Origin of the sequence: Curtobacterium sp. TXMA1, from assembly GCF_020162095.1 — a bacterium.
In the GTDB taxonomy this organism is placed as follows: domain Bacteria; phylum Actinomycetota; class Actinomycetes; order Actinomycetales; family Microbacteriaceae; genus Curtobacterium.
In genome coordinates, this window is record NZ_CP083910.1 from 2005387 (window position 1) to 2017703 (window position 12317).

Annotated in this window: 10 protein-coding genes and 1 other RNA gene; 4 read left to right on the plus strand and 7 right to left on the minus strand. The window is 71.2% G+C overall.

The features are described 5' to 3' along the window. Positions 1 to 51: 51 nt before the first annotated feature. From LCG91_RS09485 to LCG91_RS09495, 3 genes are all read left to right on the plus strand, one after another. On the plus strand, positions 52 to 765 hold the full coding sequence (locus tag LCG91_RS09485) for a M50 family metallopeptidase (protein ID WP_058729495.1): 714 nt from the start codon (positions 52 to 54) through the stop codon (positions 763 to 765). Positions 766 to 1053: 288 nt separating this feature from the next. Continuing rightward, the gene (locus LCG91_RS09490) at positions 1054 to 2457 is read left to right on the plus strand and encodes an O-acetylhomoserine aminocarboxypropyltransferase/cysteine synthase family protein (protein WP_224441231.1); all 1404 of its coding nucleotides are present in this window, start codon (positions 1054 to 1056) and stop codon (positions 2455 to 2457) included. A 2-nt stretch (positions 2458 to 2459) separates the two neighbouring features. Further along, positions 2460 to 3764 (plus strand): LLM class flavin-dependent oxidoreductase, encoded by a 1305-nt coding sequence (locus tag LCG91_RS09495; RefSeq protein WP_058729497.1) that lies wholly within the window; start codon positions 2460 to 2462, stop codon positions 3762 to 3764. 17 nt (positions 3765 to 3781) lie between these two features. On the opposite strand, the gene LCG91_RS09500 is transcribed toward LCG91_RS09495, so the two are convergent. The 7 genes from LCG91_RS09500 to LCG91_RS09530 form a co-directional block, all read right to left on the minus strand. Further along, positions 3782 to 4528, minus strand: a complete 747-nt coding sequence (locus tag LCG91_RS09500; RefSeq protein WP_224441232.1) for a hypothetical protein — start codon at positions 4526 to 4528, stop codon at positions 3782 to 3784. 226 nt (positions 4529 to 4754) lie between these two features. Beyond that, positions 4755 to 5131: a transfer-messenger RNA gene (gene ssrA, locus LCG91_RS09505) on the minus strand. A 132-nt stretch (positions 5132 to 5263) separates the two neighbouring features. After that, complete coding sequence (smpB, locus tag LCG91_RS09510; RefSeq protein WP_058729499.1) at positions 5264 to 5740, minus strand: SsrA-binding protein SmpB; 477 nt, start codon at positions 5738 to 5740, stop codon at positions 5264 to 5266. 220 nt (positions 5741 to 5960) lie between these two features. Continuing rightward, the gene (gene ftsX / locus LCG91_RS09515) at positions 5961 to 6875 is read right to left on the minus strand and encodes a permease-like cell division protein FtsX (protein ID WP_224441233.1); all 915 of its coding nucleotides are present in this window, start codon (positions 6873 to 6875) and stop codon (positions 5961 to 5963) included. Next, positions 6872 to 7630: a cell division ATP-binding protein FtsE gene (ftsE, locus tag LCG91_RS09520; RefSeq protein WP_058729501.1), complete on the minus strand. Its 759-nt coding sequence runs from the start codon at positions 7628 to 7630 to the stop codon at positions 6872 to 6874. The genes ftsX and ftsE overlap by 4 nt, the downstream gene beginning before the upstream one ends. 72 nt (positions 7631 to 7702) lie before the next feature. Beyond that, positions 7703 to 8812 carry a peptide chain release factor 2 gene (gene prfB, locus LCG91_RS09525; RefSeq protein WP_224441234.1) on the minus strand — a complete coding sequence of 370 codons (1110 nt, stop codon included), beginning with the start codon at positions 8810 to 8812 and terminating at the stop codon, positions 7703 to 7705. 113 nt (positions 8813 to 8925) lie between these two features. Continuing rightward, complete coding sequence (locus LCG91_RS09530; RefSeq protein WP_224441235.1) at positions 8926 to 10089, minus strand: cysteine desulfurase family protein; 1164 nt, start codon at positions 10087 to 10089, stop codon at positions 8926 to 8928. A gap of 61 nt (positions 10090 to 10150) precedes the next feature. Between LCG91_RS09530 and glgX the strand changes: the two genes are divergently transcribed. Further along, positions 10151 to 12220: a glycogen debranching protein GlgX gene (gene glgX / locus LCG91_RS09535; protein WP_224441236.1), complete on the plus strand. Its 2070-nt coding sequence runs from the start codon at positions 10151 to 10153 to the stop codon at positions 12218 to 12220. Positions 12221 to 12317: the final 97 nt, after the last annotated feature.

Genomic DNA, 12317 nt, shown 5'->3' on the forward strand with positions numbered 1-12317 from the left:
GACCCCCGCGGCGGTCAGGCTCCTCTTGGCCGGTGCTGTCATCCTGTCGGCTTGACCGCAGCAGCCCCGCCCCTCGTCTTCGTCGCCGTCCTGGTGGGCGTCGTCCTGCCGTTCGTGCCCCTGGTCGGACGCGTCGCCCGGATCGCGGCCACGATCGTGCACGAGGTCGGCCACTGCGTCGTCGTCGTGCCCTTCGGTGGACGGATCGAGCGGATCGACCTGCACCCCGACGGCTCCGGCGAGGCCTGGGTCCGGCTCGGGCGCGTGCCCGGGACGATCCGCTGGCTCGTGCGCGTGCTCAACCTGTTCGCCGGGTACAGCGCGCCGGTGTGGGCCGGCGTGCTGCTCGTCACCGGGGTGCTGCACGGGTCGCGGTGGCTGCCCGTGGCCGTGCTCGCCGTGGTCGGGCTCGTGGCCCTCGCGTTCGTGCGGAACTGGTTCGGGCTGCTCGTCGTGGTCGGCTTCGACGCGCTCGCGCTCTGGGTGGCCGTCCGTCCGTCGGAGGCCACCGTGCTGGTCGTCGCGGCGGTGGGTGCGGCGTTCGTCGTCGACGGGCTCCGGTCCCTCGTGCACGTCGCGCGCTGGCTGCTCACCGGCGCACGGGTGCAGACCGACTTCCACATCGCCGCAGCCGAGATGCGGGTGCCGCCGGTGCTGTGGTTCGTGCTGTTCGTGGTCGTCAACGGGTTCGTCGTGTGGCTCGCCCGGGAGCCGCTGCTCGCCACGTGGGACACCGTCGCCGCCGGGGTGCGCGCGCTGTTCTGACGTCGGGCGCTGCACGACGGGCGCGGCACGCCGGGCGGGTCGCGCTTCCGCGACATCGCACGCGTCGATCGACAGGAGCGATGTCGAACGATGCGGACGCACTCGATGCAGGCGCACGATCCGACGTCGCACGCGTCGATCGACACGCGTCACGTCGCACACCGGCCCAGCGCCGAGAGGGACACCGCGCCGACGGGTGCCGGCGGACCGTAACCCGACGTTGCAATGCCCCGCGGGCCGGGCCGACCTGCGAGAGTACCCGCACGACGGACACAGCAGGAGGACCCCATGTCGGACGACGGCCACGGCTTCGCCACGGAACAGGTGCACGGCGGGTTCCTGCCCGACACCGCGCACGGCGCACGGGTGCCCGCGATCCACATGACCTCGGGCTTCCTCTTCGACGACTTCGACCAGGCACGCGAGCGCTTCGCCGGCACCGACGACGGCTACACGTACACGCGCCTCGGCAACCCGACGAACGCCGACGTCGAGCGCCGGGTCGCCCTGCTCGAACGGAGCGCCGAGGCGATCCTCGTCGGCAGCGGCCAGGCAGCGGTCACGGTGGCGCTCCTCGGGCTCCTGCAGGCCGGCGACCACGTCGTCAGCGCGCGGAGCATCTACGAGGGCACGAAGGGGCTGCTCCTGCAGAACCTGGCGCGACTCGGCATCGAGGTGGACTTCATCGCCGACCAGCGCGACCTCGACGCGTGGGCCGCCGCGGTGCGCCCGAACACGAAGGCCTTCTTCGCCGAGACGATCCCGAACCCCAAGAACGACGTGCTCGACATCCAGGGCGTCGCCGACACCGCGCACCGTGCGGGCGTGCCGCTCGTCGTCGACAACACCCTGGCGACGCCGTACCTCGTGCGTCCGATCGAGCACGGCGCGGACGTCGTGGTGCACTCCGCGTCGAAGTTCCTGTCCGGGCACGGCGCCGGCCTCGGCGGGCTCGTGGTCGACGGCGGCCGCTTCGACTGGGGCCGCACGCCGGAGCGGTTCCCGCACCTGACCACCCCGGACCGCGCCCTCGGCGGACAGAGCTACGTCGAGCGGTACGGCAACCGGGCGTTCGTCGTGTTCGCCCGCGACGTCGTCGCCGCACGCATCGGTCCGTCGCCGTCGCCGTTCAACGCCTTCCTGCTGCGCCAGGGCATCGAGACGCTGTCGCTCCGCGTGGAGCGCCACGTCGAGAACGCGCTCGCCGTGGCGTCCTTCCTGGAGCGCCAGCCGGAGGTGACCAGCGTCGACCACGCGGGTCTCGCCTCCAGTCCGTACCACGACCTCGCCCAGCGCTACCTGCCCCGAGGAGCCGGCTCCGTCTTCGCCTTCACCCTCGCCGGCGGCGAGCCGGCCGCCCGTGCGTTCATCGACGCGGTACAGCTGTTCAGCCGGATGACCCACCTGGGTGACGTCCGCTCGCTCGTGCTGCACCCCGCGACCACCACCCACGCCGGCCGCACCGCGACCGAGCGGGCCGAGCTCGGCATCGGCGACGGCCTGGTCCGCCTGTCCGTCGGCATCGAGGACGTGGCCGACCTGCTCGCCGACGTGGAACGCGGTCTGGCAGCGGTCCGCGCGGCGGTCGGACCGGACGGCGTCGGCCGGGAGGCACGGCCCACCTCCGCCACGGAGGCCACCGTGCTCACTCACACCGTCCAGCAGGTCCACGTCGTCGCGCAGGAGGTCTGACGGTGGGCGACCTGCAGCACTTCGGGTACTTCTTCTCGCGCGGGTTCGGGCCGCAGGCCTGGGGTCGCGCCGACTGGGACTGGGGCCTCGACTGGACGAAGCCGGACCTGTACCAGCAGTCCGTCCGGGCGCTCGAGCAGGCTGGGATGGACCTCGTCATCGCCGAGGACGCGATCTCGCTCGGCAGTCCGGCGACCCTGGACCTACGGATCCGGCAGGCGTACGGCGGCCCGAAGCACGACCCGCTGCTGCTCGCGCCCTACCTGTTCGCCGTGACGGAGCACATCGGCATCGCGCCGACGGTGAACGCAGGCATCACACCGCCGTACCTGGCCGCACGGCAGGCCGCGACGCTCGCGCACCTGTCGTCGGACCGGTTCGGGCTCAACGTCGTGACCGACACCGGCAGTGCACGGCACGTCGGGGCGGCGCCGCTGCCGCACGACGCCGCCTACGACCGCGCCGAGGAGTGGATCACGCTGCTCCGACGGCTGTGGCGCTCGTGGGGCGAGGGCTACGTCGGCGACCCGTCCGACTGGCACTTCGCCGACGGGGACGCCCTCGACGCGTTCCACCACGAGGGCGCGTACTTCACCGCGGACGGGCCGCTCAACGCCCTGCCGCTCCACTCCGACCCGGTCGTGGTCTCCCCCGGCGGATCCGGGCGCGGGCTCGGCTTCGCGGGGACGCACTCGGACGTGCAGCTCGCCCTGGCGCCGCTGACGGCCGAGGCGGTGCGCACGTACCGGTCACGGGTGCTGACCGCCGCCGCCGACGCCGGGCGGAGCGCGGACGACCTGCGGGTGCTCTTCGTCCTCAAGCCCGTGCTCGTGCCGTCCGTCGACGAGGCCGACCGCATCGTCACGGCGTCACGACACCCGTCCGACGGCGACCTCCGAGCGGCGGCGGTCGCGTGGTCGAGCGACTCGGAGACGGACCTGCTCGCGCTCGACCTCGACGCGCCGATCCCCGCGGGCACGTTCGGCGACCACGTGTCCGCCGGGACGATCCGGGGGCTGGTCGGTGACACGCCGGACGCACCCCTGCGCGAGCTGTTGACGCGGAAGGCCCGGCTCGGGCGGATCAGCGCACACGAGGGCTTCGTCGGCACGGCCGAGGAGTTCGCGGACTTCGTCGAGGAGCTCGGCGCGGACGCGGACAACGACGGGTTCATCCTGTCCGGGGACCTGCACCCGGCGCAGGTCTACCGGATGACGGGCGACCTCGTCCCGGTGCTGCGCCGTCGGGGGCTGCTGCGCCGGGAGTACGGCGGCGGGGGTCTGCGCGCCAACCTCTTCGACTTCTGACGCCCTCCCTCGCGGACTTACTTCTTCTTGTCCTTCTTGTCGGACTTCTTACCGCCCGACTTCTTCTTGTCCTTCTTCTTCTTGTCCTTCTTCTTGTCGGACTTCTTCTTGCCCTTCTTCTTCTTGTCCTTCTTCTTGCTCGTGTCCTGCTTCGTGGGCTGCTCGACGACGGACTCGTCCTCGTCCTCCGCACGGGGCGCACGCACGCCGGCGGGGCCGAGGCCGTCGACGGGCTCCACGACCACCGCGGTACCGGTGTCCGCCAGCACGTCGACCTCCTGCTCCTCCATCACCGGGACGAACGCGTCCTCCACCCGCTCGACCACGAGCTCCGCCCCGTCCTCGGCGAGGCGCAGCAGCGCCTGGGCGGCACGCACCCGCGTCGTGGTCCTCCGTGCGAACACGTCGGCCCGGGCACCCTCGAGGAAGCCGCGCAGCGCCCGCTCCACCGCCGAACGGCCACGAGGCGCCGAGCGATCGAGACGGTCGAGCTCACCGGCGACTCCCGCGACGTCGTCCTCGACGCGCTCGTCCCGCACCGAGGCGATGAGCGCCGCCACCGCTGACGCCGCACGCTCGACGGCTGCCGAGCGCTGATCGAGCACGACGAGCATCTCGAACACCCCGCCGTAGGACACCGTCTCGAGCCGCACGGGCTCGGCACCGCGACCCCGCACGACGAGTCGGGCGTCCGGCGTGGGCAGCCAGGCGACCACGGCGGCGACGGTCGCGACGGACCCGACGATCCGCTCGTACTCCGTCAATCGCAGACGGACCTGCTCTCGTAGACGGACTCGGATCGCGATCTCCTGCACCACGCGCAGACCTCTCGTTCGGGACCGACACGAGCGAGCCCCGTGCCTGGCCCGGACAGTAGTCCTCGCCTGCTCCGCGCACGACGAACGCCCCGTCGACGTCCAGGGGACGACAACGGGGCGTTCAGGTGGCGACCTCGGTGATCAGCATGACAGCGGCTCGACGGCACGGCGTTGGTGGAGATGGGGGGAATCGAACCCCCGTCCATCGCTGCAATTCGACGTCTTCTACGGGCGTATCCGGATGAGTCGTTCTGCTCGGCCCCGTCCTTTGCTACCGGCTTCTAGGACGACGGGCCCAGTCTCAGTGCAAGTCCCGCACGGCCCTGAGGCGCAACCGTGCAGCAAGTCCTCTGGATGACGCCGGGATCAGGTTAGGGGACGGTCACCTGGCCGACGGACTTCATGTGCTGGGCTGCTTACGCAGCGAGAGCGAAGTCAGTGCGCTTGGAATTGGCACTTGTTGTTTTCCACGGATCGTTCACGAGATGACCGTGGGTCCTCGGCCCGCTTCCCGTCGGCACACAGGCAATGTCGAAACCGATCATCCCCGTACGGGCCGTGACGTGCGAGCCGCTGTCACGCTGTTGAGTTGCCAATGCTCCTCGGGAGGAGCGGTACCCCAGCCTAGCGGGGTCCGCTGGACGATGCCAGCGGCGTTCGCCGTGGGCTCACTCCCCGGGCTCACTCCCCCATGCGGTTGCGCGAGCGCATGGCACGCTCGGCCTCGCGCTTGTCGGTCTTCTCGCGCAGGGCTTGGCGCTTGTCGAACTCGCGCTTGCCCTTCGCGACCGCGATCTCGACCTTCGCCCGACCGTCGTGGAAGTAGATCTTCATCGGGACGAGCGTGTACCCGCCCTGCGCCGTCTTGTGCGAGATCTTCACGATCTGCTGCTTGTGCAGGAGCAACTTGCGCTTCCGCCGGGGCGCGTGGTTGTTCCACGTGCCCTCGGTGTACTCGGGGATGTGCACGGAGTCGAGCCACGCTTCGCCGCCGTCGATGAAGGCGTACCCGTCGACGAGCGATGCACGCCCCTCGCGGAGGGACTTCACCTCGGTGCCGGACAGCACCATGCCCGCCTCGTACGTGTCCTCGATGAGGTAGTCGTGGCGCGCGCGACGGTTGGTCGCCACGATCTTCTCGCCGCGTTCCTTCGCCATGGTGACTCCCTTCGGTGACCGGGAACGGTCCCCGGTGCTGCTGCGCAGCCCTACAGCCTAGTGAACACGACGGCCGCGGCGCACCTTCCCGGCGCGCCGAGGTCCGTCGCGACGTACGACTTCACAGGCTGAGCGACACTCCACGCCGGACAGCACCCGTGAGCTGTCGCTCAGCCCGTGGAGTCCCGCGCAGGTCGCCGGACGGGCAGGCCCGGCGGGGTCAGACGCGCAGGTACCGACGGATCGCGATGAGCGCCGAGACCCCGGCGAGCAGCACACCGATCACGATCACCGCGGGTACGACCACGGCCGCGTCCCCCATGCCGATGAACGCCGTGCCGGAGAAGCGCTGCGCCAGGTAGTTCCGCACGAAGAACCACACCACGGCGGTGATGGCCCCGCCCGCCAGGACGGCACCGATCGCCGCGGCGATCACGCCCTCGAGCACGAACGGGGTCTGGATGAACCGGTTCGACGCACCGACCAGGCGCATGATGCCGAGCTCTCGTCGACGACTGAACGCGGACAGTCGGATCGTCGTCGCGATGAGCAGCACGGCGGCGACGAGCATGAGCGACGCGATGCCGATCGCCGTGTAGGACGAGGCGTTGAGCAGGTTGAAGATCGGCTGGAGGTACCCGCGCTGGTCCACCACGCTCTGCACGCCGGCGACCTTCGACAGGCTCTCGACGAGGACGTCCGCCTGCGACGGGTTCTTCAGGTTCACCCAGAAGGTCTCGTTGAGGTACTCCGGCTTCACGAACTCGGTCGCCGGCGAGTCCTTGAACTGCTCCTTGAACCGGGTGAACGCCTGGTCCTGGTCCTCGTAGTACGTCTTCTCGATGTACGGCTTGAGGGTGGACGAGTCGAGCTGCGCCTGGACCTGCTCGCGCTGGTCCTCGGTGGCCTTGGCGCCGGTGCAGTTCCCGGTGGTGTCGGTGTCGGTGCACAGGTAGACCGCGACCTGCGCCCGGTCGTACCAGTACCCCTTCATCTGGTTGATCTGCATCTGGAGCAGGATCGCCGTGCCGACGAAGGTGAGCGAGATGAAGGTCACCAGGACGACCGAGACCACCATCGACGCGTTGCGTCGCAGGCCCGAGCCGACCTCGGACACGACGAGCCCGAGCCTCATCGGATGAGCCCCGGGATCGTCTGGATGCCGGTCGTGTTCGAGACGCCCGAGCCGCGCTGGATCGGGAGCGCCTGGGTCTGGTACCCGCCGGACTGCTCGTCGCGCAGGACGCTGCCGTTCGAGAGCTCGATGACCCGCCGCTGCATCTGGTTCACGATGCTGGCGTCGTGCGTCGCCATGAGCACGGTGGTGCCTCCCTGGTTGATGCGTTCGAGGAGCGCCATGATGCCGGCCGAGGTGGTCGGGTCGAGGTTGCCGGTGGGCTCGTCGGCCAGCAGGATCGCCGGCTTGTTGACGACGGCGCGGGCGATCGCCACGCGCTGCTGCTCACCGCCGGAGAGCTCGTGCGGCATGCGGGTCGCCTTGCCAGCGAGACCGACGAGCTTGAGCACGTCGGTGACGGCCTCGCTGATGAAGCCCTTGCTCTTGCCGATCACCTGGAGCGAGAACGCGACGTTGTCGAAGACGTTCTTGTTCGGCAGGAGCCGGAAGTCCTGGAAGACCACACCGAGGTTGCGGCGGAAGTACGGGACCTTGCGCGACGACAGGGCGCCGAGCCGCTGGCCGAGCACGTGGATCTGCCCGCGGGTCGGCTTCTCCTCCTTGAGCACGAGGCGCAGGAAGCTCGACTTGCCGGAGCCGGACGCGCCGACGAGGAAGACGAACTCACCCTTGAGGATCTCGAGGGAGAGGTCGTCGAGCGCGGGACTCGGGTTGCCCGAGTAGACCTTGGTGACCTGGTCGAATTTGATCATGACCGGATCAGGGTAGGTCGGCCCGGCCGGAAGTCAACCGAGGCGCGCGGCTCGACTCCGCCGCGAGGACGCTCAGGAATCGTCGCCCTGCTTGCGCCAGCGGATGCCCGCGTTGATGAAGCCGTCCAGGTCGCCGTCGAACACCGAGGACGGGTTGTTGACCTCGTGCTCGCTGCGGAGGTCCTTGACCATCTGGTACGGCGCGAGGACGTACGAGCGGATCTGGTCGCCCCAGCTCGCCGTGATGTTGCCGGCGAGCTCCTTCTTCTTCGCGTTCTCCTCCTCCTTCTTCAGGAGCAGCAGGCGCGACTGCAGCACGCGCATCGCGGCGGCGCGGTTCTGGATCTGCGACTTCTCGTTCTGCATCGACACCACGGTGCCGGTCGGCAGGTGGGTCAGGCGGACGGCGGAGTCGGTCGTGTTGACGGACTGCCCACCGGGGCCGGACGAGCGGAACACGTCGACGCGGATCTCGTTCTCGGGGATGTCGATGGCCTCGGTCTCCGGCATCAGCGGGATGACCTCGACCGCGGCGAAGGACGTCTGCCGCTTGCCCGCGGCACCGAACGGCGACATGCGGACGAGGCGGTGCGTGCCGGCCTCGACCGAGAGCGTGCCGAAGGCGTAGGGCGCGTCGACCTCGAAGGTCGCCGACTTGATGCCCGCCTCTTCGGCGTAGGACGTGTCCATGACGGTGGTCTTGTAGCCGTGCTGCTCGGCGTAGCGCAGGTACATGCGGAGGAGCATCTCGGCGAAGTCCGCGGCGTCGACACCGCCCGCACCGGCGCGGATCGTGATCACCGCGGGGCGCTCGTCGTACTCGCCGTCGAGGAGCGTCTGCACCTCGAGGTCGCCCATGGTCTTCTGGATCGCCTTGAGCTCGTCCTGCGCCTCGGCCGCGGAGTCGGCGTCGTCGGCCTCGTTGGCCATCTCGACCAGGACCTCGAGGTCGTCGATGCGCTGCTCGGTGTCGGTGATCTTCCGCAGTTCGGCCTGCTTGTGCGAGAGCGCGCTGGTCACCTGCTGCGCGTGCTCGACGTCGTCCCAGAGGTCCTGGGCACCAGCCTGCTCGCTCAGCTCGGCGATCTCGCGCTGCAGCCGGTCGACGTCGACGACCGAGCGGATGTTGCCGAAGGTCTCGCGGAGGGCGGACAGCTGCTCGGTGAAGTCAAGTTCGACCATGGTCACCGATCCTAGCGGCGCACGTCGTGCGCAGCCGACCGACCGACGGCCTGGAGGCGCGGTGCACGCCCGCCTCGTCGGTCACCCGCCAGCGCGGTCGCCCCGCCGCGGGGTCACCGCCCGAGCGACGGCGCGCGCGACGCCATGCCCGCTCGGCTCGCCCGTGCGACCGCGTCGGGCAGCGCGGCGAGGAAGGCGTCGACGTCGGCGTCGGTCGAGGTGTGCCCGAGCGTGATGCGGAGCGCACCGCGTGCCTCGTCCTCGGTCAGGCCCATGCCGAGGAGCACGTGCGAGGCCTCGGGGACGCCGGCCTGGCACGCCGACCCGGTCGACACCGCGACCCCGGCCGCGTCGAGCAGGAACAGCAGCGAGTCCCCCTCGCACCCGGGGAAGGTGAAGTGGGCGTTGCCCGGCAGCCGGTCGACGGGGTCGCCCATGAGCACGGCCGAGGGCACCGCCTCGAGCACCCCGGCGACGAGTCGGTCGCGCAGCGCCGAGGCGTCGTGCAGGCCGGCCGCGGCGGCCACCCCGAAGGCCGATGCGGCGGGGGCGTCCAGCGTGCCGCTGCGGACCTGCCGCTGCTGGCCCCCGCCGTGGATGAGCGGCTCGACGGTCGCACGGCGGCCGAGCACCAGTGCACCGATGCCGACCGGCCCGCCGATCTTGTGCGCCGACACGCTGAGCGCGTCGAGGCCGGAGGCCGCGAAGGAGACCGGCACCTGCCCGTAGGCGGCGACAGCGTCACTGTGCACGGGCACGCCGGCGGCGTGCGCGGCCGCGACGATCCGGGTGACCGGCTGCAAGGTCCCGACCTCGTTGTTCGCCCAGAGGAACGTGACCAGCGCGACGTCCGAGGCGTCGGCGAGCCGCGCCTCCAGACCGGCCACGTCGACGCGACCCTGCGCGTCCAGCGGGACCACGTCGACGACGGCGCCCTCGTGGCGCTCGAGCCACTCGACCGTGTCGACGGTGGCGTGGTGCTCGCCAGCGGGCACGACGATCCGCGGCCGGGGGCGGTCCTGCTGCCGGGCCCAGTACAGGCCCTTGAGCGCGAGGTTGATGCTCTCGGTGCCGCCGGAGGTGAACACGACCTCGACCGGCTCGGCGTCGAGCGACCGGGCGACGGCCGCGCGGCCGTCCTCGAGCAGCATCTTCGCGTGCTGCCCGGCGCTGTGGATCGACGACGGGTTGCCCACCGTGGCGAGCGCCTCGGTGAACGCGGCGAGCGCCGCGGGCAGGATGGGCGTCGTCGCCGCGTGGTCGAGGTAGACCGGCATGGAGCACGCTCCTTCCGTGTGCGTTCACAGGATACCCGCGGCCCCTCGTACCCTGGTCGTCATGCACCGCACCGCGATCGACGAGACCCCCGGCTTCCGCCTCGGTGACGGCGCACCCCGGTTCTCGGTGCGCTCCGCCTCGGCGACGGCGGTGACCCTCGTGGTCGTCGACGGCGCCGGCGAGGAGACCCGGCACGTCCTGACCCGGGCAGACGGCACCGACCGGTGGGCCGCGGAGACGCCGGGCGTGCGTCCCGGCGACCGCTACCACCTGCTCGTCGACGGTCCGCAGGGACCGCGCCAGGAGTTCGACCCCGAGCGGCCGCTGCTCGACCCGTACGCGCGCGGCATCGTCCCGTCGAGTGCGGCGGGCGACGGCGGTGACGTCGAGGGCGGCGGCCCGCGGTGGACCGGCGTGGTGGTCGACGACGCGTTCGACTGGGGCGGCGTGACGAAGCCGGACGTGCCCCTGGACCGGGCCGTCGTGTACGAGGCGAACGTCCGCACGCTCACCGCGGCGAACCCGGACGTCCCCGAGCGCCTGCGCGGGACGTACGCCGGCGTGGCGCACCCGAGCACCATCGCGCACCTGCGGCGCATCGGGGTGACCACGGTCGAGCTGCTCCCCGTGCACGCCTTCGACACCGAGGCCTGGCTGCGCGACGCCGGGCGGGAGAACGCCTGGGGGTACAACACCCTCGGGTTCTTCGCCCCGCACGCCGCGTTTGCCTCGGCCGAGGCCCGAGCCGCCGGCGCGTCCGCGGTGCTCCGCGAGTTCAAGGGGATGGTCCGGCTGCTGCACGAGGCCGGCATCCAGGTGGTCCTCGACGTGGTGTACAACCACACCGCCGAGGAGGGCCTCGGCGGGCCGACCAGCTCGCTCCGCGGGATCGACGGGGCGAACCGCTACCGCTGGACCGCCGACGACACCGCCCACTACGACACCACGGGTTGCGGGAACACCCTCGACACATCGGTCGAGGCGACCGCCGACCTGGTCGTCGACAGCCTGCGCTACTGGGCGCGCGAGGTGCAGGTCGACGGCTTCCGCTTCGACCTGATGGCGGCGCTGGCCCGCGACGAGCACCACGTGTTCGACCCGGAGCACCCGTTGCTCCAGCGCATCCGCCGGCACCCGGACCTGCAGGACGTCCTGCTCGTCGCCGAGCCGTGGGACGTCGGGCCGGACGGGTGGCGGACGGGGGCCTTCGGCGTCGGGACGAGCGAGTGGAACGACGGGTTCCGCGACACCGTCCGGCAGTTCTGGCTCACCGACATCGCCGAGGAGCGACGGAACGGCACCCCGCACGCGGGCATCGGCCGGCTCGCCGGGGCCCTGACCGGGTCCCGCGGCACCTTCGGGCAGGAGCGCGGGCCGCTCGCGAGCATCAACTTCGTCACCGCACACGACGGCTTCACGCTGCTCGACCTGGTCTCGCACGACCGGAAGCACAACGCGGCGAACGGCGAGGACGGCCGGGACGGCTCCGACGACAACCGGTCGTTCAACCACGGGATCGAGGGCGACACGGCCGACCGGGGCGTCCGGGCAGCACGGGGCCGCTCGATGCGGAACCTCGTCGGCACCCTGATGCTCTCCGCCGGCGTGCCGATGCTCACCGCGGGCGACGAGCGCAGCCGGACGCAGCACGGCAACAACAACGCCTACGTCGTCTCGGACGACCTGACCGCCGTCGACTGGACGGACGACGAGGACGCCGAGGCCATGACCGAGGCCGTCGCGGCACTCGCGCGGCTCCGTGCGGCGCACCCGGCGCTCCGGCCGACGCGCTTCGGGGTGGAGGGTCGTGAGACCCCGGGTGCCTCACGGATGGCCTGGTACGGGCCGGACGGGCAGGCGATGACGTCCGAGGGGTGGGACCAGCCGATCCACCGGGTCGTGCAGTACTTCGTCGAGTCGACGCCGGAGCACGAACCGTTCGACCGGGTGCTCGTGGTGGTGCACGGCAGCGGGCGGACGCGGGACCTGACGCTGCCCGCACGCCAGGACGTGCTCGGCTACCGACTCGCGTGGTCGAGCGAGAAGCACCGGGACCACGAGCGGCTCCGCCCGGGTGGTCAGGTCTTCACGGCGTACGGACCGGGCATCCACGTCTTCGAGGTCGCGTAGGGCGCGCCGCTCCCGCTCGTCGGTCTCCTCCTGCACAGGCCGTCGGACGCGCCCGACAGTGCACAGGAGCGCGTTCCGGGGAACGCGGACGCTCCAG